General features: G+C 61.0%; 18 protein-coding genes. 11 read left to right on the forward strand and 7 right to left on the reverse strand.

Features of this window, described 5'->3' with window-relative positions; all coding sequences use genetic code 11:
• Positions 1-67: 67 nt before the first annotated feature.
• From HU770_RS21690 to trxA, 3 genes are read left to right on the forward strand one after another with little or no spacing between them, the layout of a single operon-like run.
• Complete coding sequence (locus tag HU770_RS21690; RefSeq protein ID WP_186665485.1) at positions 68-520, forward strand: YbaY family lipoprotein; 453 nt, start codon at positions 68-70, stop codon at positions 518-520.
• Complete coding sequence (locus HU770_RS21695; protein WP_186665487.1) at positions 521-1,180, forward strand: 50S ribosomal protein L11 methyltransferase; 660 nt, start codon at positions 521-523, stop codon at positions 1,178-1,180. It begins immediately after the preceding gene.
• A gap of 31 nt (positions 1,181-1,211) precedes the next feature.
• A complete protein-coding gene (trxA, locus tag HU770_RS21700; protein WP_186665489.1) occupies positions 1,212-2,084 on the forward strand; it encodes a thioredoxin in 873 nt (290 codons plus the stop codon).
• A 77-nt stretch (positions 2,085-2,161) separates the two neighbouring features.
• Here the strand turns inward: trxA and HU770_RS21705 are convergent, their stop codons facing one another.
• Positions 2,162-2,503 carry a hypothetical protein gene (locus tag HU770_RS21705; RefSeq protein ID WP_186665491.1) on the reverse strand — a complete coding sequence of 114 codons (342 nt, stop codon included), beginning with the start codon at positions 2,501-2,503 and terminating at the stop codon, positions 2,162-2,164.
• 133 nt (positions 2,504-2,636) lie between these two features.
• On the opposite strand from HU770_RS21705, the gene HU770_RS21710 reads away from it, so the two are divergent.
• From HU770_RS21710 to HU770_RS21730, 5 genes are all read left to right on the forward strand, one after another.
• Complete coding sequence (locus HU770_RS21710) at positions 2,637-3,206, forward strand: DUF2796 domain-containing protein (RefSeq protein ID WP_186661123.1); 570 nt, start codon at positions 2,637-2,639, stop codon at positions 3,204-3,206.
• Positions 3,207-3,917, forward strand: a complete 711-nt coding sequence (locus tag HU770_RS21715) for an ATP-binding cassette domain-containing protein (protein ID WP_186661124.1) — start codon at positions 3,207-3,209, stop codon at positions 3,915-3,917.
• Positions 3,917-5,182 (forward strand): ABC transporter permease, encoded by a 1,266-nt coding sequence (locus tag HU770_RS21720; protein ID WP_186661126.1) that lies wholly within the window; start codon positions 3,917-3,919, stop codon positions 5,180-5,182. The genes HU770_RS21715 and HU770_RS21720 overlap by 1 nt, the downstream gene beginning before the upstream one ends.
• Before the next feature lie 68 nt (positions 5,183-5,250).
• Positions 5,251-5,763, forward strand: coding sequence for a DUF3299 domain-containing protein (locus tag HU770_RS21725; protein WP_186665520.1), 513 nt, complete (start codon positions 5,251-5,253; stop codon positions 5,761-5,763).
• A gap of 109 nt (positions 5,764-5,872) precedes the next feature.
• Positions 5,873-6,556, forward strand: coding sequence for an OmpW family outer membrane protein (locus HU770_RS21730; RefSeq protein ID WP_014589498.1), 684 nt, complete (start codon positions 5,873-5,875; stop codon positions 6,554-6,556).
• Here HU770_RS21730 and HU770_RS21735 read toward each other — a convergent pair.
• Positions 6,544-7,767 (reverse strand): MFS transporter, encoded by a 1,224-nt coding sequence (locus HU770_RS21735; RefSeq protein WP_186665493.1) that lies wholly within the window; start codon positions 7,765-7,767, stop codon positions 6,544-6,546. The two genes, HU770_RS21730 and HU770_RS21735, sit on opposite strands and share 13 nt — an antisense overlap.
• A gap of 99 nt (positions 7,768-7,866) precedes the next feature.
• Between HU770_RS21735 and HU770_RS21740 the strand changes: the two genes are divergently transcribed.
• The gene (locus HU770_RS21740) at positions 7,867-8,310 is read left to right on the forward strand and encodes a helix-turn-helix domain-containing protein (protein WP_095065405.1); all 444 of its coding nucleotides are present in this window, start codon (positions 7,867-7,869) and stop codon (positions 8,308-8,310) included.
• Positions 8,311-8,345: 35 nt separating this feature from the next.
• On the opposite strand, the gene HU770_RS21745 is transcribed toward HU770_RS21740, so the two are convergent.
• The 3 genes from HU770_RS21745 to HU770_RS21755 form a co-directional block, all read right to left on the reverse strand.
• A complete protein-coding gene (locus HU770_RS21745; protein ID WP_033703465.1) occupies positions 8,346-9,278 on the reverse strand; it encodes an NAD-dependent epimerase/dehydratase family protein in 933 nt (310 codons plus the stop codon).
• Positions 9,271-10,155 (reverse strand): sugar nucleotide-binding protein, encoded by an 885-nt coding sequence (locus HU770_RS21750; protein ID WP_186661130.1) that lies wholly within the window; start codon positions 10,153-10,155, stop codon positions 9,271-9,273. The genes HU770_RS21745 and HU770_RS21750 overlap by 8 nt, the downstream gene beginning before the upstream one ends.
• Positions 10,156-10,274: 119 nt before the next feature.
• On the reverse strand, positions 10,275-11,084 hold the full coding sequence (locus HU770_RS21755; protein WP_033703468.1) for a helix-turn-helix transcriptional regulator: 810 nt from the start codon (positions 11,082-11,084) through the stop codon (positions 10,275-10,277).
• Positions 11,085-11,262: 178 nt separating this feature from the next.
• On the opposite strand from HU770_RS21755, the gene HU770_RS21760 reads away from it, so the two are divergent.
• Together HU770_RS21760 and HU770_RS21765 are read left to right on the forward strand one after the other, a co-directional pair.
• Positions 11,263-12,705 carry a sodium:alanine symporter family protein gene (locus HU770_RS21760; RefSeq protein ID WP_033703469.1) on the forward strand — a complete coding sequence of 481 codons (1,443 nt, stop codon included), beginning with the start codon at positions 11,263-11,265 and terminating at the stop codon, positions 12,703-12,705.
• A 63-nt stretch (positions 12,706-12,768) separates the two neighbouring features.
• Positions 12,769-13,767, forward strand: coding sequence for an asparaginase (locus HU770_RS21765; RefSeq protein WP_186665495.1), 999 nt, complete (start codon positions 12,769-12,771; stop codon positions 13,765-13,767).
• A 78-nt stretch (positions 13,768-13,845) separates the two neighbouring features.
• On the opposite strand, the gene HU770_RS21770 is transcribed toward HU770_RS21765, so the two are convergent.
• Together HU770_RS21770 and HU770_RS21775 are read right to left on the reverse strand one after the other, a co-directional pair.
• Positions 13,846-19,032: an RHS repeat-associated core domain-containing protein gene (locus HU770_RS21770; protein WP_186665496.1), complete on the reverse strand. Its 5,187-nt coding sequence runs from the start codon at positions 19,030-19,032 to the stop codon at positions 13,846-13,848.
• A complete protein-coding gene (locus tag HU770_RS21775) occupies positions 19,029-24,179 on the reverse strand; it encodes a hypothetical protein (RefSeq protein ID WP_186665498.1) in 5,151 nt (1,716 codons plus the stop codon). The genes HU770_RS21770 and HU770_RS21775 overlap by 4 nt, the downstream gene beginning before the upstream one ends.
• Positions 24,180-24,235: the final 56 nt, after the last annotated feature.

Below are 24,235 nucleotides of genomic sequence, written 5' to 3' on the forward strand. Positions count from 1 at the left end.
CATCCCACTGGCAAGACAAGCCAAAGGGGTTAACATCCAGGGAAATCTGCCCCTGAAGGATGACCCAATGCACCATCGAGCGCTCGTCGTGCTGTGCTGCGCCGCCTTGCTTGCCGCTTGCGGTAGCGACCGGCCCCAGCCCGAACAGGCCCAGGCGCCCGCGCCAGCAAAATCGGCCAAGAAAACCCAGCCCCTTGGCCCGTTGCCCGCCTACCAGCGCGAACTGAGCGGTACCTTGCTGGAAGTCCCGGCCGGGGCCGATGTGGAGCTGGCCCTGCTGGTCATCGACGAACGCGACCGCCCGCAACGCCTGCTGGCCAGCAGCAACCTGAGCGGCACCGGGCAGGCGCTGCCTTACCAGTTGCGCTTCAACCCCGAGGCTTTTCCGGCCGGTGCCCGGGTAGAGCTGCGTGGCCGTGCCAGCCGCTCTGGCCAGCTGATCATGCACCTTCCGCCGGTACGCATTACCCAGGCACAGACCCAGGCCACCGGGCCGCTGCGCTTCGAGAAGGCACCGTAAGTGGCACCCCTGGCACTGCAACAGGCCCTCAGCGGCCTGATCGGCGAAGCGCGCCTGGTGGCCAGCGAGCTGCCTGAATGCGAACTGAAGCTCTGGCTGATCGACGACCAGAACATGGACCGCGCATTCAGCAGCGAAGAAACCCGGCGCATCCTCGAAGCGCCACCCTACTGGAGCTTCTGCTGGGCCAGCGGCCTGGCCATGGCCCGTTACTTGGCTGCACACCCGCACTGGGTGGCCGGCAAGCGCGTGCTCGATTTTGGCGCCGGCAGCGGTATCGCCGGCATTGCCGCAGCCCGCGCTGGCGCCCTGGAAGTGGTGGCCTGCGACCTCGACCCGCTGGCCCTCGACGCCTGCCGCGCCAACGCCGCGCTGAACGGGGTGGCGCTGGGTTACAGCAGCGATTTCTTCGCCGAGGACGACCGCTTCGACCTGATCCTGGTCGCCGATGTGCTGTATGACCGCGCCAACCTGCCCCTGCTCGACGCCTTCCTCGGCCGTGGTCGCCAGGCCCTGGTGGCCGACTCACGGGTTCGCGACTTCTGCCACCCGCTGTACCGGCAATTGGGCGTGCTCGACGCACTGACCCTCCCGGACCTGGCCGAGCCCCACGAATTCCGCCGGGTCAGCCTGTACCACGCTAGCCGCGAGCCTTTATAGTGGTGCCATTCACGAGTTTGCGAGAGTCGCGATGAGCCAAGACACGCCGTACATTTTCGACGCCACCGATGCCACCTTCCAGCAACTGGTCATCGAGAACTCTTTCCACAAGCCGGTGCTGGTGGACTTCTGGGCCGAGTGGTGCGCCCCGTGCAAGGCGCTGATGCCCTTGCTGGCGAAGATCGCCGAGGGTTACCAGGGCGAGCTGCTGCTGGCCAAGATCAACTGCGACGTAGAACAGCAGGTGGTCGCCCAGTTCGGCATCCGCAGCCTGCCGACCGTGGTGCTGTTCAAGGACGGCCAGCCGGTCGATGGTTTTGCCGGTGCGCAGCCGGAGTCGGCGATCCGCGCACTGCTCGAACCGCACGTGCAAATGCCTGCCGCCCCTACCGCTTCGCCACTGGAACAGGCCAAGGCTCTGTTCGCCGAGAGCCGTTTTGCCGAAGCCGAAGCGCTGCTGCAGGCGCTGCTTGGCGAAGACAACAGCAATGCCGAGGCGCTGATCCTGTACGCCCGTTGCCTGGCCGAACGGGGTGAATTGGGCGAGGCCGAGACGGTGCTGGACGCGGTCAAGACCGATGAGCACAAGGCCGCCCTGGCCGGGGCCAAGGCGCAGCTGACCTTCCTGCGCCAGGCCGCCAGCCTGCCAGAAGTCGCCGACCTGAAAAGCCGCCTGGCGCAGAACCCGGAAGACGACGAAGCGGCCTACCAGTTGAGCATTCAGCAGCTCGCCCGCCAGCAATACGAGGCGGCGCTGGAGGGGCTGTTGAAGCTGTTCAAGCGTAACCGTGGCTATGAAAACGGGTTGCCGCAGAAGGCCATGCTGCAAGTGTTCGAGTTGCTGGGGAGTGATCATCCGCTGGTTGGGGTGTACCGCCGCAAGCTGTCTTCAGCCATGTTCTGACCCGTAGCAGCTGCGAGGGCTCCGCCCTCGTTCGCGGGGCAAGCCCGCTCCCGCAGGCAATGCTGCACGCCTGCGGGTCAGCCGATCCAGTGATAGACCGGCGCATCCGCGCCGCTTTCCACCTTCACATCACTGCTGTGGCGCAACCGCACCAACAGCCGCTTACCTGCCGCCGTACTGCCCGCCAATCCCTCAAGGCGGTCCAGCAACTCCGGTCCGTTCATCTGCCCCGCCTGGCGCAAAACCTGGCGCGCTGCCGCCCAATGCCCGTCATCCTGCCTCGGCGCCGACGATGGGGTGGCCGCTGCTTCAGCCACAACCGGAACCTCGATCTGCCGCCCCAACTGCGCCCACTCGGCCGGGTCCATCTCGATGGTCAGGTCCACTGGCCAGTCACCAATCTGTCCACGAATTCTCACGATCTTTTCCTTGAGCACAGTTCAATGTGGCCATGCTACAGCAACATGAAACCTGCACCACACAGGCTGGCGGCGCAGAGAAAAGTTGTTATAACATTACCAAACCATCCCCAGCCTGCTCCTGGAGCCTTCCATGCGTCGTCTGCTGCTCGCCTTGCCCTTCGCCCTGCTGCCCCTTTCCATGGCGCATGCCCACGATGACCATGACCACGCCCATGGCACCCTCGGTGCCCACGAGCACGGCGTGGCCAAGCTCAATGCCGTGCTGGATGGCAGTACCCTGGAGCTGGAGCTGGACAGCCCGGCCATGAACCTGGTCGGCTTTGAACATGCCGCCAGCAGCGATGCCGACAAGGCCAAGGTGGCCGCCGTGCGCCAGCAACTCGAACACCCCTTGCAACTGTTCGGGCTGGCCGCGGCTGCCGGCTGCAAGGACGATGCACAAGCGCTGGAAAGCCCCCTGTTCGGCGACGCGCCGAAAGCCGACGACGATGGCGACGAACATGAGCACGGCCACCAACACAGCGACATCGGTGCGCATTATCAACTGACCTGCGCGAACCCGGACACGCTCACCCAGATCGACCTCGCCCCCCTGTTCAAAGCCTTCCCGGCAACCCAGAAGATCAACGTACAACTGATCGGCCCGACAGGCCAGAAAGGCGTGGAAGCAACGCCTGCCAAGGCTGCGGTCGCGTTCTGAATGGGCCAGCCGCTGATCGAACTGCATGACCTTGTCTTCGCCTGGCCAGGTCAGCCGGCCCTGCTGGATATTCCCGCCTTTCATCTGGCGGCCGGCGAGGCGCTGTTTCTCAAAGGCCCAAGCGGCAGTGGCAAGACCACCCTGCTGGGCCTGCTGGGCGGGGTGAACCTGCCTGGCCAGGGCAGCATTCGCCTGCTTGGCCGCGACCTCGGCAGCCTCGGCCAGGGCGCGCGCGATCGCTTCCGGGTCGACCACACCGGTTACATCTTCCAGCAGTTCAACCTGCTGCCGTTTCTTTCGGTGCGCGAGAACGTCGAGCTGCCCTGCCGCTTCTCGCGTAGCCGAGCCACACGGGCGGCCGAGCGCCATGGCAGCGTCGATAACGCTGCCGCCACGCTGCTTGCCCATCTGGGCCTGGGTGACCCGGCCCTGCTCGCCCGTCGCGCCGACAGCCTGTCGATCGGCCAGCAGCAACGGGTTGCCGCCGCACGGGCGCTGATCGGCCAGCCCGAACTGGTGATCGCCGACGAACCGACCTCGGCCCTCGATGCCGACACCCGCGAAGCGTTCATCCGCCTGTTGTTCGACGAGTGCCGCGCGGCCGGCGCCAGCCTGTTGTTCGTCAGCCATGACCAGAGCCTGGCCCCCCTGTTCGACCGGCACCTTTCCCTGGCCGAACTCAACCGCGCCGCCAAGCCCCGGGAGGCCTGATGTACCTGCTTCGTCTTGCCCTGGCCAGCCTGGCCAACCGCCGTTTCACCGCCTTCCTTACCGCCTTCGCCATCGCCTTGTCGGTGTGCCTGCTGTTGGCCGTGGAGCGGGTACGCACCGAGGCCCGCGCCAGCTTCGCCAGCACCATCAGCGGCACCGACTTGATTGTCGGCGCCCGCTCGGGGTCGGTGAACCTGCTGTTGTATTCGGTGTTTCGTATCGGCAACGCCACCAACAACATCCGTTGGGACAGCTACCAGCACTATGCCCAAGACCCACGGGTAAAGTGGGCGATCCCCATTTCGCTCGGCGACTCGCACCGCGGCTATCGCGTGATGGGCACCACCGGCGACTATTTCAGCCATTACCAATATGGCCGCAGGCAGCACCTGGAACTGAGCCAGGGCCGTGCGTTCGCCGATGACCCGTTCGAAGTGGTGCTCGGCGCCGAGGTGGCCGAGGCGCTGCACTACCGGCTCGGCGACAAGCTGGTGCTGGCGCATGGCGTGGCGGCCATCAGCCTGGTCAAACACGACGACAAACCCTTCACCGTGGTCGGTGTGCTGAAACGCACCGGCACCCCGGTCGACCGCACCCTGCACATCAGCCTGGGCGGCATGGAGGCCATTCACATCGACTGGCACAACGGCGTGCCGGCCCGTGGCGCGGGGCGCATCAGCGCCGAACAGGCCCGTACCATGGACCTGCAACCCGCCGCCATCACCGCGTTCATGCTCGGCCTGAACAGCAAGATCGCCACCTTCAGCCTGCAACGGGAAATCAACGAGTACCGCAACGAACCCTTGCTGGCGATTTTGCCCGGGGTTGCCCTGCAAGAACTGTGGAGCCTGATGGGTACCGCAGAGCAGGCGCTGTTCGTGGTTTCGCTGTTCGTGGTGCTGACCGGGTTGATCGGCATGCTCACAGCCATTCTTACCAGCCTCAACGAACGCCGGCGGGAGATGGCGATCTTGCGTTCGGTAGGTGCCCGCCCCTGGCATATCGCCGGGCTGCTGGTACTCGAGGCGCTGTCGCTGGCAGTGGTGGGGATCGTGGCCGGGCTGGGGCTGTTGTACGCTGGCATCGCCGTGGCGCAGGGCTATGTGCAGGCCAACTACGGCTTGTTCCTGCCACTGGCCATGCCCAGTGCGCACGAGTGGACGCTGTTGGCTATCATCCTCGGCGCAGCATTGCTGATGGGCAGCGTGCCGGCCTGGCGTGCCTACCGGCAGTCGCTGGCCGATGGCTTGTCGATTCACCTTTGAGAACCGTCATGACCTCAAACCTCACCGCCTGCTTCGCGGGTTTACCCGCGAAGCGGCCAGTGCACGCCGTGCACATCGTCCTGCTTGTGCTGCTCACGCTGGCGTTACCTGCCTGGGCCACCGACCCTCGCGAACTCGACTGGCCCGCATTGATCCCCGAAGGCGCACCCGTCATCCCGCCGCAGCTGGCGCCACTGCATGACCTGTCACAACTGAGCGACGCCCTGTCTGCCGAGTCGGCCCCCGCCGCCCACCAGCAGGCGCCGAATGCACCGGTGGTGCAAAGCCTGGACGGCCAGCAGATCAAACTGCCCGGCTACATCGTGCCGCTGGAAGTCAGCGAGGAAGGCCGCACCACCGAGTTTCTGCTAGTGCCCTACTACGGCGCCTGCATCCACGTACCCCCGCCGCCGTCGAATCAGATCGTGCATATTTTCAGCGAGATGGGCGTGCGCGTCGAAGACCTCTATCAGCCCTACTGGATCGAGGGAAAACTGCAGGTCAGAGCCTCCAGCAGCGAGCTGGCCGACGCCGGATACCAGATGGAAGCCGAGAAAATATACGCTTATGAGCTGAAGTGAGAACTGTTTCGAATTCGTTACGACGCTTCTTTGAGCTGGATCAAACTTTCTGTTTAGACGCCTCCGTACCATTGGACTACTCGATTATTAATGTCCTCTGGGAGCTTCCATGAACAAGTCCTTGCTTGGCGCCTCGCTTGTGGCCCTCGCCCTTGCCGCCCCTGCCGCCCACGCCTACCAGGCGGGCGATATGATTCTGCGCGCCGGCGCCATCACTACCGCACCGAACGAAAGCAGCGGCGACCTGAAGTTCGATGGCAACAAGGTGTCGGGCACCAAGGCGACCCTGGACAGCGACACCCAGCTGGGCCTGACCTTCGCCTACATGCTCACCGACCACATCGGCCTGGAGCTGCTGGCGGCCACCCCGTTCAAGCACACCGTCGGCGTCAAGGGCCTGGGCGGCGGCCTGGACGGCAAGCTGGCCGACATCAAGCAACTGCCACCGACTCTGTCGCTGCAGTACTACCCGATGGAGCCCAACTCCAGGTTCCAGCCGTATGCCGGCGTGGGCATCAACTACACCCTGTTCTTCGATGAAGACCTGAGCAGCGCACGCAAGCAACAGGGCTTCAGCAACCTGAAACTGCAGGATTCGGTGGGCATCGCTGGCCAGTTGGGCATGGACTACATGCTGACCGACAACCTGCTGGTCAACGCCTCTGTCTGGTACGTCGACATCGACACCAAGGCCAGTGTCAACGGCCCGACCGCACTGGGCTACAGCAAGACCAAGGTCGACGTCGACGTTGACCCGTGGGTGTACATGGTCGGCCTTGGCTACAAGTTCTGATCCCGGGCCGGGAGGGCGGCCACGGCCGCGCTCCCGGTGCTCGACACTAGCCAGCAGCCCAGCGCTGTGGCACTGATCCCCGCCCCCAACCCGCACACCGCAGCCCATCCCCAACGGGCATAGACCCAGGTCGCCAGTACCGCACCCAGGCCGCTACCCAGCGAATAACAGCACATGTAGGCGCCAATCAGCCGGCTCGCCAGGGCGCTGCGCCCGGCCAACAACAGGCTCTGGTTGGTGACATGCACCGCCTGCACCGCGAAATTGAGCAATACCACGCCCAGCAGAAACGCCAGTAGCGAGTGCTCGACGAACGCCGTCGGCAGCCACGACAGCGTCAGCACGCCCAAGGCCAGACCGGTGGTGCGATCGCCCCGCCCTTGGTCGGCCAGGCGACCGGCCCGGGCAGCGGCCAAGGCCCCCGCCACACCCGCCAGGCCAAACAGCCCGATCTGGGTATGGTTGAGCGCCAGGGGTGACGCACTCAGCGGCAGCACCATGGCGCTCCACAGCACGCTGAAAGCGGCGAAGATCAATAATCCATACAACCCTCGCTGGCGCAGCAGCGGGTCTTGTCTGAACAAAGCAAACAGCGAGCCGATCAGCGCCAGGTAACTGCACCGCTGCGCCGCAGGCCGGGTGCCAGGCATGCCGTTCCAGAGCAGCCCGGCCATCAGCACCAGCACCCCGGCTGCGGCAAGATAGACGACGCGCCAGCCGGCCACGTCGGCGACCACGCCAGACACCAGGCGCGCCAACAGAATGCCCAGCACCACCCCGCTGGTGACGGTGCCCACCGCCTGCCCCTGTTGCGCGGGGGTGGCCAGGGTCGCGGCATGCGCCACCATCACCTGCACCATGACCGCCATCAGCCCGACCATGGCCAGCGCCACCAGCAGCACCGCCCAGCCCCAAGCCATGCCGACCGCCACCAACGCCAGCGCCGAAACCAGCAATTGGCCGATGATCAGGCGCTTGCGGTCGATGAGGTCGCCTAACGGCACGATCAGCAGCAAGCCCAGCGCATAACCCGCCTGGGTAGCACCTACCACCCAGCCGATGCGCTGCTGCCCTACCCCAAGGTCCAATGCCATCGACTCAAGCAGTGGCTGGGCGACGTACACGGTGGCCACGGCCATGGCACAGGTGAGCGCCAGCAACAGGGTCATCGCTTGGGTCAGACGAGGGGGTGAAGTGCTTGAGGCGTGCATGGCGTATCCCTCCGAACTGGTTTCAAATTAAAACCACATGTGGCTTTCTAGCAAATGTGGTTTTAATCTGCAACCAGAACAACCGAAGAGTCTTCGCTGATGCTTAACGAAACAAACGCACAATGCCCGGTAGCCCGAGCCCTCGAAGTGCTCGGTGACCGCTGGGCGCTGATGATCTTGCGCGATGCCTTCGATGGTTTAGGCCGCTTCAGCGAGTTTCAGAAAAACCTGGGGCTGGCCAAGAACATCCTGGCGTCACGCCTGAAGTTGCTGGTCGAGAGTGGCTTGCTGCAGCTGCAGCCGGCGTCGGATGGGAGTGCCTACAAGGAATACGTGCTGACCGAGAAGGGCCGTTCGGTGTTTCCGCTGGTGATTGCCTTGCGCCAGTGGGGTGAGCGCTTTTTGTTCGAAGCGGGTGAGGCGCGCTCGGCACTGCTGGAGCAGGCCACAGGGCAGGCGATCGCTCCGCTGCAAGTGCGCACTGAGGATGGCCGGGTGTTGCGGCCGGAAGATTGCCAGCGCAGGTTGGTGCGCCACGGATAACTCCGTGACCACCTTCCCACAGCGTCAGGCGGCTTTCAGGCCTTGCCGAGCAGCCGGGACAAACCTTCGACCAACGGCGTTGCCTGCGGGAAGTCGAAGCGCGCCAGCAAGCGCTGATTATCCGCCCGTGAGTGGCGGATATCGCCCGAGCGCGCCGCGCCATAGCTGATCGCAGGCAGGCTGCCGATCACCTTCTCCAGCGCCGCCAGCAGTTGGTTGAGCGACGTGGCCTGGTTCAGCCCGATATTCACCGCCCCCTCCTCGACCTGCTGCTGCTCCAGCGCCTGGATCATCACTTGCACCAGGTCCCCGACATAGAGGAAATCGCGGGTCTGCTCGCCATCACCGAACACCGTGATCGGCAGCCCTTGGGTGGCGCGCTCGCTGAAGATGCTGATCACGCCGGAATACGGCGAGGAAGGGTCCTGGCGCGGGCCGAAAATATTGAAGAAGCGGAAAACCACCGGCTCCAGGCCATGCTGACGGCGGTAGAAATCCAGGTACTGCTCACTGGCCAGCTTATCCACAGCATAAGGCGTCAGCGGTGCCTTGGGCGTGTCTTCGGCTATCGACTCGCCTTCGCCGTTGTTGCCGTACACCGCAGCACTGGACGCGAACAGTACCCGGCGCACACCGTGCACGCGCATGGCTTCGCAGACATTGAGGGTGCCAATGAAATTGCTCTGGTGCGTCTTTACCGGGTCTTCGACCGAGGCCTGCACCGACGCCACTGCCGCCAGGTGCACCACTGCGCTGCAGCCCGCGGCCGCACGCGTGACCAGGCCGGCATCGGCGACATCGCCTTCGATCAGTTCCAGGCGCGGGTGCGCGATCTGCAGGTTGTCCCGCCTGCCGGTGGACAGGTCGTCGAGAATGCGTACGGCGTAACCCTTGTCCAACAGCGCATCGCACAGGTGAGAGCCTATGAAGCCGGCACCGCCGGTGATCAGGATGGGGGCGTCAGCCATGGCGGTAGAAACGGTCCAGTAGAGGTGGCAGGCCAGCGCGCCAGGCGCGCGGCTTGATACCGAAGGTGTGAAGGATTTTCTTGCAGGCCAGCACTGCGTGCTGTGGCTCTTCGCTGGCATCCGGCCGTGCGGCATGGGCCTGCGGCGTGGGGGCCTGCACCGCCAGCTGACGGTACTGGCCGGCCTCGGCAAGAATTGCCTGCCCCAGCGCCAGCGGCGTGGTCGCCTCGTTGCCAGCGTAATGGTAGGTGCCCCACAGCGGTGCGCTGCAATCGAGCTGCTTGAGCACCGACAGGATCACCCGGGCCGCATCGTCGACCGGCGTCGGGTTGCCGCGCCGGTCATCGGCCAGCAGCAACTCCTGGGGTTGCTCGGCACGGGTCAGGAAGCGCCCGAGCGTGCCGTCGACGCTCTCGTCGAGCAGCCAGCCAAAGCGCAGCAGCACATGTTGCGGGCACGCCGCACGCACGCTCTGCTCGATACGCCAGAGTGCCTGGCCACGCAGGCCCAGCGGCACCGGCTCGTCCTTCTCGCTGTAGGCCGTAGCCCGCGAGCCATCGAAAACCCGGTAGCTCGAAGGCTGCACCAAGGTGATCTGGTGGTGCTGGCACAACTCTGCCAGCCGCTCCACCGCCCGCTCCTGCTGGGCCAGGCGCTGTTCGCTGACCGACTCGGCCTGGAACCAGTCGAAGTAATAGGCCAGGTTGACCAAGGCATTGGGGCGGTGATCGTCGAGCAGCTGAGTGAGGCTGGCCGGGCCCCAGCCGTTTTCCGGCGGGCGCGGTGCCAGGAATGCGATGTCCTCTTCAGCCCCGAGACGAATCAGCGCTTGCCCGAGGGCATTGCCACCACCCAACAGCATTAGGCGCATACGCATAGAGTCAGCAGATCCGGAGAGGTTGATTGAGGGAAAGGGGTCATTTTGCGGTTTCCTGCCCGGGAAGTCCAACACGGGTGGGTAGCTGCCCTGACGCCCTCCCCTGCCCTTGCCAAAACCTATTCGATCTCGAACAACCCATTACTCAACGGCCCCACACTCAACCGTTCGCGCACGTCGTCATCGATGCGCGGGTCATCCGGCCGGTACAGCTTGACCTGGCGATAGGCATTGATGCGGTTGATCTCTTCGCCCAGGTACTCCCACACCACGCGAGTGCAGGCCGGGTTGCGCCGGTCGCCGCTGGAGACACCGGTCTTGAGGCCGTTCAGGCGGGTGATGCGGCTCTTGAAACTGGGGATGAGGATGGTCTGGCTCATCTCGTTGAGGGTCAGCGACTCGTAGTCGATCAGGAACATTCGGTCTTGCAACTGAAACGCCGCGCCCAGGTAGCGACAACGCACCTCGGCGTGCAGGTCGGTGGCGCTGCTGCGCTCCTGACGCTCCTGGCGTTCGAACAGGAAGCGGCCGCGCTCTTCGCGCAGGTGCACCAGCGACAGCAGCACCGAGCCCGGTACCGACATGCAGTTGGAGTACTCGAAGTAGTAACCGCAGTAGCGCGACAGGTTGCCGGCGTGCTCGTGCAAGGGCCGGAACAATTCACTGATCGGGTCGCTGGGCTGGTCGGCCACGGCCGACACCCGCGCACCGATCAGCCGGGAGAACTGCTCGGGGGGCACGTTCAGTTCGTAATCCTCGACGCCGAAGAAATCGCCGATGCGCTTGAGGTTGAACGCCGTCGGACGGCTCTGGCCGCTCAGGTACTTGTTGAACTGGGCACGGTTGATCGACAGCTGCCGGCAAACTTCCGAGATAGAGCGGTAGTGGCTGCAGGCCAGTTTGAGGTTGGTAGCGAAATGCTCGCTCATGCAGAAGCTTCCAGGTGACGCGAATGGCGCAAGTGTAGCATCAAGTCGCATCAACTCAGAACAAAATGCGAAATTGTAACCACTCTTGTCATAGCCAACCATGCGCCCCAACGCATAGCGGCGCGCCTGCCGCCCGCTGTCTTTCCACACGAAGAATAAGAATCGAGGTCATTTCCCAATGCTCGAAGCACTCAACGATTTCCTCTCGGGGAAACTACTCATCGTGCTGATCGTCGGACTCGGCAGCTACTTCACCATCCGTTCGCGGTTCGTGCAGTTCCGTCATTTCGTGCACATGTTCAGTGTGTTCAAGGAATCGCTGCGCGGCCAGGCAGGCCAGCTGAGTTCGTTCCAGGCCCTGATGCTGAGCCTGGCCGGCCGCGTTGGCGCCGGTAACATCGCCGGTGTCGGTATCGCCGTGACCCTTGGCGGCCCGGGTGCCGTGTTCTGGATGTGGGTCACCGCACTGGTGGGCATGTCCAGCAGCTTCTTCGAATGTACCCTGGCCCAGGTGTACAAGCGCGCCGATGGCGATGGCCTGTACCGGGGTGGCCCGGCCTACTACATTCAGCACGGCCTGAAACTGAAAAGCATGGCCGTGGTGTTCTCCATCCTGCTGCTGGTCACTTATGGCTTCGCCTTCATGGGCTTGCAGTCGTACACCGTGACCCACTCGCTGGAAAACGCCTTCGGCTTCGCGCCGAGCCACACCGGTATCGCCCTGGCGGTGCTGCTGGCCGTGGTGTTCATCGGCGGCATCAAGCGTATCGCTGCCGTGTCGGACCTGTTGGTACCGATCAAGACCCTGGCCTACATCGGCGTGACCCTGTACGTGATCGGCACCCAGATCGAACACGTACCTGCCATGCTGGAAACCATCTTCAAGAGCGCCTTCGGCCTCGACCCCGCGTTCGCCGGCCTGCTCGGCAGCGCCATCGTCATGGGCGTGAAGCGTGGCGTATTCGCCAACGAAGCGGGTCTGGGCAGTGCACCGAACGTTGCCGCGGTGGCCGCGGTGAAACACCCTGGCGCCCAGGGCGTGGTCCAGGCGTTCAGTGTGTTCCTCGACACCTTCGTGATCTGCACCTGCACCGCGCTGTTGATTCTGCTGTCGGGCTTCTACACCCCGGGCTTCGAAGGTGATGGCATTGTCCTGACCCAGAACTCGCTGGCCGCCGTGGTTGGTGACTGGGGCCGCCTGTTCGTCAGCGTGGCGCTGTCGCTGTTCGTGTTCACCTGCATCCTCTACAACTACTACCTGGGCGAGAACAGCCTGCAGTTCCTCAGCCGCAACCGCGTGGTGCTGCTGGTGTTTCGCGCCTTGGTACTGGCGTTGGTGGTGTGGGGTTCGGTGCAAGACCTGTCGACCGTGTTCGCCTTCGCCGACATCACCATGACCTGCCTGGCCTTCGTCAACCTGGTGGCCCTGGCCCTGCTGTTCAAGGTCGGCCTGCGCGTGATGCGCGACTACGACGACCAGCGCAAAGCGGGCATCAAGCAGCCGGTGTTCGACTCTGCCAAGTTCGCCGACCTGGACCTGGACCGCGACGCCTGGCCTGCCAACCCGCAGGTGGAAACAGCCACTGACAAAGCCGTTGGCCAAGCCCAGCCGCAGCGCTGATACTCTGCCCTGCCCAGCCGCCCCACCTGCGGGCGGCTCTTCTTTCTCCGCTCACCGCTACGGATGTTCTCCATGCGCGCAGTAAAGAATCTTCTCGTCCTGTACACCGGCGGCACCATCGGCATGCTCGAAACCCCTGAAGGCCTGGCGCCAGCGGGCGGCTTCGATGCGCGGATGCGCGAGCACTTCGCGCAAATGGCCGATGCCCCCCAGTTGCAGTGGACATTGCAGGAAATGAACCCGCTGCTCGACAGCGCCAACATGCAGCAGCACAACTGGCTGGCCATGCGCGATGCCATCGTCGAAGCGGTGGACGTTGCCGGCCACGATGGCGTACTGGTGCTGCATGGCACCGACACCCTCGCCTACAGCGCGGCAGCGTTGTCGTTCCTGCTGCTTGGCTTGCCGGCGCCGGTGCTGCTGACCGGCTCGATGCTGCCAGCCGGCGTGCCCGGCAGTGATGCCTGGGACAACCTGTGCGGCGCGCTGCGCCAGTGCGAGCAAGGCCTTGAAGAGGGCGTGCAGCTGTACTTCCACGGCCAGTTGCTGCATGGCTGCCGGGCTTCGAAGCTGCGCAGCGAGGCCTTTGATGCCTTTGCCGCGCTGCCGCGTCATCGCGACGGTGAGCGTGCCACTGCCCTGCCTGCCGAGCTTGGCTACAAGCACCCACGCCAGCCGGTCAACCTGGCGCTGATGCCGGTGTTTCCTGGCTTGCAGGCCGAGCATTTGCGGGCGCTGCTAGACAGCGGCGTGCAAGGGCTGCTGCTGGAGTGCTATGGCAGCGGCACGGGGCCATCGGATGACCAGGCCTTGCTGGAGGTGCTGCAGGCGGCCCGTCAGCGGGGTGTGATGCTGGTTGCGATCAGCCAGTGCCCGGAAGGGTCGGTGGTATTCGATACCTATGCAGCGGGCAACCGCCTGCGTGGCGCAGGCCTGGTCAGCGGTGGCGGCATGACCCGTGAAGCGGCGTTGGGCAAGATGTTTGCGCTGCTGGGGGCGGGGCTGGATGCAGAGGCGGCTGAGCAATGGGTTGCGCAGGATCTGTGTGGTGAGCGGGCCTGAGCCCCCTGCCCACTTACCCACCTGCACAGGCGCGACCGTCTGGGCAGGTGGATAAGCCCCTGGAACAGGCCGCCGTTTTTACGTCGGGAAGAAATGCTTCATATTATATTGAATGCCCCAGTCTGTTTTGTAAAAACCTTCCATGTTCGGTTGCTTGCTAATAGCAAACCCGGAATTCGGAGCCGCAACGAATGTCCGGAAATAGTCGTTGAAGCTGCCCTTGAAGCCAAGTTTTTTGAAACGCTTGAACAATGTCGAGTTATCAGGCGTCGAGATGAACAATCTACTCACTGAGGCTTTAACCGGCTTGCGTGTCACGTCGCTGAAACCTTGCGCAAACGAACGCCCGTTGAATTCCAACCCCAAATTGCAGGACAACAGGCGCGCGCAGTCGTACCGCTTCATTGACAAGTGGCTCCACTCGACGGCACTGATCTCGCCCCAGCGCTTTCTGGTCAGTTTCTTCAACTCGCCGGGGGTGTTCTTCATTCGTTTTTGCAGGTCTTCCCCTAGCAACTTATAGAACTTCTCAGGGCTAGTCCTGACGGGTTTGTAATGGCCCGCTCTCCCCGTGGGTTCATAGCGGACCAACGCAGCGCCCGCACCTTCCGCAGCATAACCATGGGCAAGAAAATTTGCTCTGAGCTTGGGGCGAACGTACTCAGGGACCGGTTGAAGTACCAGACCAGAAAGTTGCTTCTTTTTAATAAATGTGTTCAACGCTTTTTTACAAGCACTGTGCGCTTTCCTCAAGGCAGGCAACGTCGTCTTTTCATAGACGACGAACGCGTCGCCAATTTTCTTGTTGATCGCCTTTATCTTGGTGATCTCCGCACTGTGCGTTATTTCCAGCGCGGCCGCCCTCGCCTGAAGTTGTTTACTGATATCCTTGGCCACTTCCTGCCAATGGCTGACCCCTGCGGCACCGCTTTGCGGTGCCTTCTTCAGCAGTGCTTTATCGATGATTGACGTAGCGCCCAAGTAGACACTTTCGTCGCTGAATTTATAGCGAAGCTCATGCAGTTGGTTGGAAAACTCATCGACATTGTCTGGCGTTACGCGGTTTACGGCAATGGTATCTATCCGGTTGCCCTGCACGGTCACCTGCCCGGCCAACATAGCGTCCAACTCGTCGCGGGCCGCTTGCACCGTGCGGTACTCCTTATCAAGGACTGTATTAAAGTTCCGTTTCAAGATAACCGACTCGTCACGCAACTTCAGGAAATTCTTGTGCGACTTTTCAACGTCCTTCAAGGCAGCCTGGTAACTGTCGACCACGGAAGACTCGAACTTTTTGACGCGTGCAGCTTTGAGGGTTTTGTCCTCCTGCTCGATAAACTCCATCATTGCGGTGGCATTTTTGGTTATCGCTGGCTTGACGTCGGCGAGGTCCTCAAAGAATCCCACGCCAGGAATGATATCCGGTTTCTGCGAAATGACCCGCGCACTTTTCATGCTGCCGCCGAGTTCGATTCCTCCGAGATGCGTGGCCTCCTCAAGCATCTCTGCGGCGCGCGTGTTTTTTACCAAGTACGCTGAACGGCGCGACGCCTTGAACAACGACTTCAATCCGTGCAGTTTTACGCTCTGTCTTAGTCCGCGAATGGCCTGAACCCCATAGCGAGCGCCTGTCGTGACCTGGCGACCGACTTTGGCCAGGCCTTTGCCCGAGGCATCAAACAGACTCGTGGCTAACGCGGCCCAGCCCAACTTCTCAGATAACGCGGGATTGCTCTTGCGTAGCACAAGCTCTCCCACAGTCAATCCGAATGACACACCCGCAATGAACAGAAACAGCACTCCAAGCATTCCCCCCGTCGCAATAGCACCCATGACCGCAAAGGCGGTCGCCACACCCAGCAATGCCCACTCCCACCACGCAGCGCTATCATGATGAGGCGGGGTAGTATCGCGGATCATTTCATCCAGCGAAGCCAGGCTTTCAGCCTGATCTCGGCGGCTGATCATGATATGGCCGCTGGGGTCGTGCCAATTAACCGGATCACGGCCCGCGCAATAGGCGCGATCGTTCAGGCCGCCCTCACCGAATGGGCTCAAGCTGTCACTCTGGTAGAAGGCTTGATGCCTTGGGTCATACACCCGATAGCCATTACCCAAGTGATAACTGCCCGTCACAGGGTCCACGCGTTGACCGTTGTAAGCCGTGCCACTGTTGAACGTATTCAAGCGCGCCAAGGGTGCCTCGCCCCACGGGGTAAACCCGATCGAGCGGCTCTGCCACTTGCCTTCAGCGCTGATCGAATACTCCTCTGCCCCCCCACTTTGCGGATCGGCCAGGACGAAGTAGGTTTGCAAGACCTCGCGCGCGCTTTCGGCCGAAATGCAGTCCACAACCAAGCCCGCCTCTTCATCGAGCAGGCGGCGCCGGAGCACGCTGCCTTCAGCATCCAACCACACCTCCCCACACAGCTGATGGTCACTGTACTGAAGCACACGGCGCTGCTTGCCAGTTTCATCCCATTGAGCCGCCAGGCGGCCCAACTCATCGTATTCATAGGTGGCAAGCGTGCTACCCGCAGCGCTGACAGAGCGCAGTTGCCCACTCTGGGTATAGGTCAGCGTCTGACCCAAGGCATTTTCAGACAGGTTGCCATTGGCGTCACAGCTAAGTACCGCCTGCTCCTCACTGGCATCTGCTTGCGTCACGGTTGCGTGGGTGCGCCGGGTGGGTTGCGACGCATCTGTGTACTTGTAGCTGCGCGTCTCGGTCTTGTTATCGCTGAATGTTGTGGTACAGCTCACAAGATTACCCAGCGCATCGTAGCTGTAACGCTGCTGTTTGAGGCTTCTGGCGTGCGCATCCTCGATTGCATACCCCTCCTTGGCCTCAACGCACCAGCACTCGAGCTCATTTCGCAATGAGTGGTAGGTGTAGGTTTCAGTACGTGTTGCCGTCTGCTCTGCATTGCGGTACCAGGTCTTGCTCAACAATTGACCGCTCAATGACCAGCTCTGCACGTAGCGACTCTTGATTACACCGTCCAGCCGATAGGTCCTTTGTGTTTCCCGGCTCAAGTCATCGTAGGCCATGGAGACCGTCATGCCTCTACCGCTGCGAAGGTCCTGCACGGTCAATTGTTCGATTTCGCCTAACGTGCCGTATCGATAACGATACTCAAGGCGTCCACGCCGCACACGGGAACGCCGATTCCAGCCATCCTGCCAAGCGCGAGTCGACATGCCGTTAGCATGCCTGATCGCGCTGACATCACCGCGTAGAGACTGCTGGTAGCATTGTTGCTGGTGCCCCCCACGTACCCATCGGTTGGATTGAACCGCCCCCATCAGAAGCGGCAGCGTGCAGTCGCTTAGAACCCTGCTCTGCACCTGCTCTGCCGCCTCGGGCCGCTCTGTATACAACGTACGGGTGATGTCGTTATAGGCGAATGACGCGACCAGGGTTTTAGGTACACTGACGTCTTTGCCGGCTCTGTCGGTATACCAGCACTGCGCATCGCCATCTTCATTGGGCTCACTCCACAGGCGTGTGCCATCTGGGCGCTTGTAGCGTGCACCTTCTTGTGAATAAGTCAGCGACGACGTCGGGCCACCTACCGTTCGTGAGGCAATCTCGCCACTGTGATGACTTGAACCCAACAGCGTCTGATGGCCAAGCTGCTGCTCTGTACCCTTTTGCGGTTTCAGGCTGACGCTGACTGGCGTCTCGCTCAGGCCTTGGTACGTCCACTTCAACACCGTATTGTCCGGCGTGGTGATCTGGATCCTACGCCCGAGTTCGTCGTACGCATACGCCCACTTTCGGGCAACTTCTGCATTGTCGATGATCACGGTTTCGGTCGATTCGATACGCTGACCGCGAGCATTGTGCTTATCAACGTGAGTGCGCCCGGTGCTGCTCAAGTGGGCAGAGGTGTCACGCCGCCGCTTGAGAAGCTGAGTGATCGAGACCTGGCCGTCATTGTGATTGTGCTGCGTCGTGTGCTGGCCGTGCAGCACCCCTTTAGACAGATTACCGGTCAAGACCTCGGTAGTCAGAATCTCGCTCTCGTCAGCGTCCCGTGTCAGCGTTCGGGTTTCTGACTGCCAGAACCAGCCCTGCAAGTTGTCCGGCAGGGATGCCCCCTCGTTACGCAGGCACAGCCCTCCGGGAAGATAGTCAAAGACGCATTGGTGCTGCACCTCTCCGTCAGCGCCGTAGGCGATCTCTTCAAGGCAAACATAATTGCTCGCGCAGTGATCATCACCGGCAAGGCGTTGGAGCTCACGGCGCACCGGCCGCTGCAAACCGTCGAAAAATGTCCGCCCTGACCGCCCATCCGGTCCTACTGTGCGCACCGAAGTGCCATTTGACGTTTCCGACCATTCGACACTCAGGGTAGCCAGCGGCGCTTCGCTAACCTCTCCGGCCATGAATCCCGTCTCGTCCCAGCCATAGGTGCTGCTGGCCACCGAGCGGTCCCTGGCGTCATATCGGTAATACAGCATGGTTGCCGGCCGCCCCAAGTCATCCTGCTCGGTCTCGCGCAGCACCCGGCCGCTTCTGGCTGAGCGGATCTGGTGAGAAAGCGTCGCGGTAAGGTTGAGGTTGCCATACTGCAACGGCGTGGCGCTTTTGCTAGCCACGGTACCCGCCGCGGCATCCACATCGGTGACCTGGGTGACCTTGCGCGTCTGGCGGGCAGTATTGTCCTTATACCAGCGGGTCCAGGTGGTCTGCGCCCTGGACTGCCCATCGATCACCGTCGTCATGAGCTGCTGCAGGCTGACTACCACACCCACCCGGTCAGATGCTTTGCCAACGGTCCAGGGCGTACCGCCGGTGTCAACCGTGACGCCTTCAATCGTCAAGATTGTATCGGGTACCAGCATCCCCTTGCTGTCTATCCCTGCGCTCTGATAGCCATACAGGGTGAGTGTCATGTCTGACAGAGTGCCATCAGGGAACTTGACATAGCTGCAATGGCCCATCAGCGGCGGGGAGCTCGGGTCCGGGAGGTTCGGACACGCCAACCCCAGCGTGCTGACGATACCCGTGCCTTCCTCCAGCTTCAGGCCTTGCAGCACGCTCCGCACTGTGGGCACCTTATCGCTGCGGTCGGGTTTGTCGTTACTGGCCGTCACCGGGTAATAGCAGAAATGCGAGGTCCAGCCGTCATCGGTCTCGGTTTTGGTCAGCATTGCGCAGAGCGGGTCATAGGTGAACCGAGTCGTTTCCGTTGCAGCGCGGAGCACAGGTGCCATCGGCGCTGTCGATTGGCTGCTGGTGGTCGTTTTTGTGCTCATGACCGGCTCCCATCCTTGGCTGACTCGGCAGCGCTGTCGGCGACAGTGGCGCCCCTTGATGGCAGGCGCAGGTCCTCGGTGGTGACGGTCGTGCTCACGGGCTGGGTGGCCAGGCGGAACTTCAGGTTGGGGTCGGTGCTGGTAATCGAATCGGGGTACACCATCGTTGTGGTTTCCCGAACTACACCCGGGGTTTCCTGGATGACTTGAGTTTCCAAAAGGAAGCCGTTCTTCAATGCCCAAGTGCGGCGGGTCAACGGCCCACGCGCAGCGCTGCCGGTCTCGAGCGAGCAGGTGGCTGAATACGTCTGCCCGGGCTTGCCCATCTGGTTGATGTTGCCTTCATACTCCCAGATATGGCTGATCGTCTGCTGCCCTGCGCCTGGCACCAGGGTGTGGCGCAGCACCCTTGACAGGGGGATGGCGGCGTCGCTCAGATCCCAGTTCTTCCAGTTAGGGGCATAACTCACGGCCTCAATGGACCCGTCCTCTTCAGCTACCCAACACAGCACACGGTCCAGGACCGGTTCGCGTTCGTAGCCGAACTTTACGGTCTGCACTGGCGCGCTGGCATCCTCGCCTTTACGGGTAAGGCAGGTCAGCAGGCAGTCGTTGATGGTGAGGGTGACCTCGTATGCTTCGTCCGTTTCTGGCCAGACAGTGAAGGTGCTGCTGTAGCTGCCTTTTGCCACTGGGGTGCCATGCGCGGCCTTGAGCAGTGTGGTTTTACCGTCAGCGATGGACGTCAGGAGGATGTGGCCTTCTTTACCTTGCCACTTCAGTGTCAGCGTGCCGCCCTGCGGGGAAGTGATGCTGGTGGGCACCAGGGTATAAACCTTGCGGTTCTTGTCTTTTTGGATCGCATTGATCTCCTCCAGCTTCGCATTGAAGTAGGTTTTATGTTCTTCCGTAATGCCCGGTTCCTTGAGCCATTGTTCAAGGTTGTTCTTGATTGAGCCAATTTTGGTCAAAAAGGCCTTTTTGTAGTTCTCGTTCGGCTCTTTACCATCATACGGATGGGGTCTTGCCAAGGTTTCGGTGCGCCCGGAAGGGAAGGTTACGGTCAACCCTGTCAGCTCGTTGAATGTGCCCTTGGCGCCAGTCAAAGTTACGCCGTTGATAGACAGCCCTTCGGCCTTCCTGGCCTGAGTAGCCAAGGCATCCGTCAAGGTGATGGTCTGGCCGTTACTGAGCGTAAGGCGGTGCGCGTAGTTGTCATAGGCGCTGAAGCGGAACGCCCAGCCGTCGCCCAGGGCACTTTCATTGGCCCGAGTAGCGGAGTAGTGCAGGGTCAGGTCGATTTCCGGGCCTTTGCCACTGAGGCCGCGGATCACGCCGACCGGGTAATGGGCATGGAACAGCCCGGTTTTTGGGTCCACGCCGTTTTCGCTGGCGCCACTGACATCGTAGACCTCGGAGCCGAGGGTGCCGGCGTAGTCTGCGCACAAAGTATCAGCAACGACGAACTTTTTGCCCTCGAATGGCCGTTGAATGGTCGCGGTGGCCCTAGAGTGAGGATTGGGCTGCGCATCCCCGGTCCTGCATACGGAATGAATGCCCGACCTGCTGACATAACTCACTGCACAGAGCTCTGCGTCACCGCTGATTTTTTCTTCATCGGGAATGTGCAGACGGATTCCGCCATATCCAGCCCTATTTGCTGCAGCGAGAATATCCGGCGCATAGTCCGACGTGAAGGAAATGTACCGAATTCCTTTATCCAATGCGCTCCGTGTTAACTGCAGGTGAAGGTATGAGCTGAACTCTGTGGGCTGAGCGCACATCAACCTTCTGAGTGTATACGTGTCACGGGCCTCTACGGCCTCTACAACTCCTGGGCGAGCCAATAACGGATCAAATTCCCCTGACTTAACATTCAGCATATGCTTTTTCACTTCAGCAACAGCTTTTTTTATTTTCCCCTCGAATTCTCGTGATACTGAAAGACGCGACATATCGTACTGCATCTCTGACAACTGTGAATAGACCGATGTGACTTCCTTAAGCCCATGAGAACCTAAAGCGCCATCAAGTTCCTGAACAATACCATTAACTACGACTTTCGACGCAACATGGTAGCCGCCATAGTCATAGTAGTGATGCTTAATTTGTTCTAAAGCGCCTATGGGAGCGTCGAAACCCACCTTAATCACGCCACGCTCAATGTCATCGAGATCGTCTATGGGAGCGTAGAAATCTTCCTCAAACAAGACACGCAGAAGAATGATTTTCGCGACCAAATCGAGAGCAGCCTCCGCTAATACCCTTAAGCATTTGACATCCGCCACAAACAAGTTCATCACCTCTAAATCTCTCAAACTGCTATACACACTCAGATCTCGCAGAGCCGGTATAAACCGAGACTTCAGCTCAAAACTATCTTGCAAGAAATCCCCAGGCTTTATTACAACTTCACCAGCCCTATAAGCCATCAGCAATAGAAGTGCACGCACCTGCTGTTCGAAATCATTAGGCTGTACATACTTGAGAGCCAGCTTACTTTCCGTGCACGACAAGCACTCCAACACATATTTTTCTTTACCATGAAACCGAAACTCCCATACATCTTTCTGTGGATACGAAATATCATCTGCTGCCAGTTTAGAACATAGAAGTGCCGCAGTATCGGCCGAGGGGGCTTTGAAATCAAAGTCCTTATAAGTCGCTGTTTCAGGATTATACCCAACCCCACCAATCCGCATCTGCATTTGATCACAATCACGCTCGTTCAAAACCCCCCCACCCCAACTTATTAACTTGGCATAGGTCTTATTGAAGCCCGAGCTATTACTCCACGCCTTTGCAGTCGCGTAGCCGACTGCTTCTTGCCCAATCCTCATATTACGCACAGATATTAGCCGGGGCTTTAATTTGGGCACTTCCACTAATTCCGATTTTTTTTCCTGCAATTGTTTCGCAATCACCACCCATTCGGCATCCTGGGGCAACCACAGGAAGTGCTTCGAAAAATCCGTAGTCGTTTCGCTCGGCATTGTGGCTCGAGTCTTTGCTTCGCCCCACTCTGGAACAGAAGATGCCACCTTCCCGCCCAACGCTTTAAGCCACTGCGCTTGGGTTTTCGCTTGTTCCTGGCTGGGCGTGAACGTCCATGTTTCTACCGAGTGCCCACTCCAGCGATCGGTCAAGGTCAAGGCCACTCCATCCTTGTACCCGTCATAAAGCTCACTGAGACTCAGCGCTTTACCGTCAGACGTCTCCAGCGCTTTTTCGTAGTCCCCGGTCAGCCCAGGCACACCAATCACAGTCAACCTGACAGGTAACGGCATGAGCCACAATGCCCACTCACTGGCGGTGGTCGGTGTGACGCCAGGGTTCTTGGCAGCGGCCAAGCACAAGTAACTTCCCAGTGGCGAGGCCGCCAGCGCTTTTTTCAGTGAAACCAGGCACTTCTGCGCATCGCTATCGGTTTTCTTGACGGTGTAACTGAACGGTGAACCCGGTAGTTGCCCCGTGCTGTAGCGGTCGTATAGATGAAACTGAATGACCGCCCCTTCGATGGGCTTGAACGCAGCCACGGCGCGGTGCTTTTGCCAGGTCAGTGCATCAAGCTCTACCGACAGGTTCGAATGTTGCGCCACCCACAACGCATTGCCACTGTCCGCCGACGTCACAGTGACCTTGTCGTCGTCAAGCCCCCCGGCGCGCAGCATCCCGTATTGCCCATCCTTCGCTTTGGCGTTGATGGCATCGCACAGCCCCTTGGACCATGCACTCACTGACGTATCATCGTGCACTGCTGGCGGTGTGTAGAGGTAGGTCTCGTACAGGTGCAGGGAGGTGCGGTCGCGCACCTGCACGCTAACGCTTTCGCCGGCCGGTGGCGCTATGTCAGGCACCCGCCCGGCAATGACCTGGTTGGCCTGGAACGGGGCATTGGTGAACAAACGGCAGCCGCTGCCGTAGTGCCACAACCGGTTGATCGCATCTTTATCGGCGTCAGACAGCGCGGCAAACGCCTCAGTTGTCGGGCTCCCTGCCTTGTTGATGTCCAAACCGCCTACGTCGGCCAGGTGGCCGGCGCAGATCCATTTGTAACCGTCGATGGCAGGTGCCTTGTCGACCGCCGTCAAGAAGGCTTTGGGCCACTCCGCCTTGGCCTTCTCGGTGGCCGTCGCCTTCCAGGCAACCGTCTTGAGAATCCGCCCATCTTGTTCACTGACGAGCCAGGCATGCACATGCTCACCTACGCTCAAGTCGCGGTCGGCCAACAGGTACGCAGAGCTGAACCACGTGTGCTCGCCGGCACCGAGGGTGGCGGGCTCGAAACCTGTCATGTTCGGCAGGATATCGTTGTCGAGCGCGCTGTCTGTTGCGTCGCTCCACATCGGCCCAAACGAAGCCTGGGCAACACCTGTGCCCGTACTTGTGCCCGTACTTGAGCCGCCTTCGCCAGGCAGGCCACCGGTGCTCTCGCCGGCCTGCCCAGAGCCGGGCTGCTGGCCTGCACTGCCGTCGTTGCGCTTGATGGCAACGCGCCCGCTGTTAGCCTGCGTCACTGCCCAATCACCCGGGCGGTAGAGATCCCCCAGCAACTCTTTCAGCCTGGTCGTATGCGTATCGATGCCGCCAATGCCTTCGGGTTTCTTCTCTCCGGGCGCAAGGTAACGGAAAATATGACTGGTATAGCCCCAGGGTATGGATTCGTTATGCGTTTTCTCAGTAATAGCACGTTTGATGAAATAATTATCGGCGTGTGCAGGCAGCTTGGCGAGATCACCGTCAGGCTTCCAGCCGAATTCGCCCATTATTGGGTTACGATAAAAGTGCCCGTAATGATAAACCGTATCAAGTGAACTTTGCTCCAGCGTCCAGCGAATGAGAAATGGCCCAGGTTCATCATAAAGGTAAGACATAGGGGCTTCTCGCTCGATCAAGACCCACCCCAGCGCCAACAGCGCCGCAAACTCCTTTGCCAATTGCGCCTGTTTGGCAGGCAGTTCCGCAACGGTCTGTATGTCTTTCCAGGCAAATGAACGGCGCTTGCCGTCTACTTTCACCTCGGCCTCAGTTTTAGAGCTCCCTTGCCAGACCCCGCGCGCACCATTGATCGTGATGGCATCGCCTTCCTGGAAGTATTCGGCAATCTCTTCCCGGCTAAACACTTTAGTCCCTTTTACCTCAGTCATGACACTTACCTCTGTATTAGGTTAGGTGCGTAAAGCCCAAAACCGGCGTGCTGGGA

The sequence above is a fragment of the Pseudomonas sp. SWRI68 genome (assembly GCF_014269165.1).
In the GTDB taxonomy this organism is placed as follows: Bacteria; Pseudomonadota; Gammaproteobacteria; order Pseudomonadales; family Pseudomonadaceae; genus Aquipseudomonas; species Aquipseudomonas capeferrum.

What these genes read in the sequence shown, in the direction of transcription:
- HU770_RS21690 (WP_186665485.1), top strand. Translation starts at nt 68, where the DNA reads ATGCACCATCGAGCGCTCGTCGTGCTGTGCTGCGCCGCCTTGCTTGCC.
- trxA (WP_186665489.1), top strand. Translation starts at nt 1,212, where the DNA reads ATGAGCCAAGACACGCCGTACATTTTCGACGCCACCGATGCCACCTTC.
- HU770_RS21710 (WP_186661123.1), top strand. Translation starts at nt 2,637, where the DNA reads ATGCGTCGTCTGCTGCTCGCCTTGCCCTTCGCCCTGCTGCCCCTTTCC.
- HU770_RS21715 (WP_186661124.1), top strand. Translation starts at nt 3,207, where the DNA reads ATGGGCCAGCCGCTGATCGAACTGCATGACCTTGTCTTCGCCTGGCCA.
- HU770_RS21720 (WP_186661126.1), top strand. Translation starts at nt 3,917, where the DNA reads ATGTACCTGCTTCGTCTTGCCCTGGCCAGCCTGGCCAACCGCCGTTTC.
- HU770_RS21730 (WP_014589498.1), top strand. Translation starts at nt 5,873, where the DNA reads ATGAACAAGTCCTTGCTTGGCGCCTCGCTTGTGGCCCTCGCCCTTGCC.
- HU770_RS21735 (WP_186665493.1), bottom strand. Translation starts at nt 7,767, where the DNA reads ATGCACGCCTCAAGCACTTCACCCCCTCGTCTGACCCAAGCGATGACC.
- HU770_RS21740 (WP_095065405.1), top strand. Translation starts at nt 7,867, where the DNA reads ATGCTTAACGAAACAAACGCACAATGCCCGGTAGCCCGAGCCCTCGAA.
- HU770_RS21745 (WP_033703465.1), bottom strand. Translation starts at nt 9,278, where the DNA reads ATGGCTGACGCCCCCATCCTGATCACCGGCGGTGCCGGCTTCATAGGC.
- HU770_RS21750 (WP_186661130.1), bottom strand. Translation starts at nt 10,155, where the DNA reads ATGCGTATGCGCCTAATGCTGTTGGGTGGTGGCAATGCCCTCGGGCAA.
- HU770_RS21755 (WP_033703468.1), bottom strand. Translation starts at nt 11,084, where the DNA reads ATGAGCGAGCATTTCGCTACCAACCTCAAACTGGCCTGCAGCCACTAC.
- HU770_RS21760 (WP_033703469.1), top strand. Translation starts at nt 11,263, where the DNA reads ATGCTCGAAGCACTCAACGATTTCCTCTCGGGGAAACTACTCATCGTG.
- HU770_RS21765 (WP_186665495.1), top strand. Translation starts at nt 12,769, where the DNA reads ATGTTCTCCATGCGCGCAGTAAAGAATCTTCTCGTCCTGTACACCGGC.
- HU770_RS21770 (WP_186665496.1), bottom strand. Translation starts at nt 19,032, where the DNA reads ATGAGCACAAAAACGACCACCAGCAGCCAATCGACAGCGCCGATGGCA.
- HU770_RS21775 (WP_186665498.1), bottom strand. Translation starts at nt 24,179, where the DNA reads ATGACTGAGGTAAAAGGGACTAAAGTGTTTAGCCGGGAAGAGATTGCC.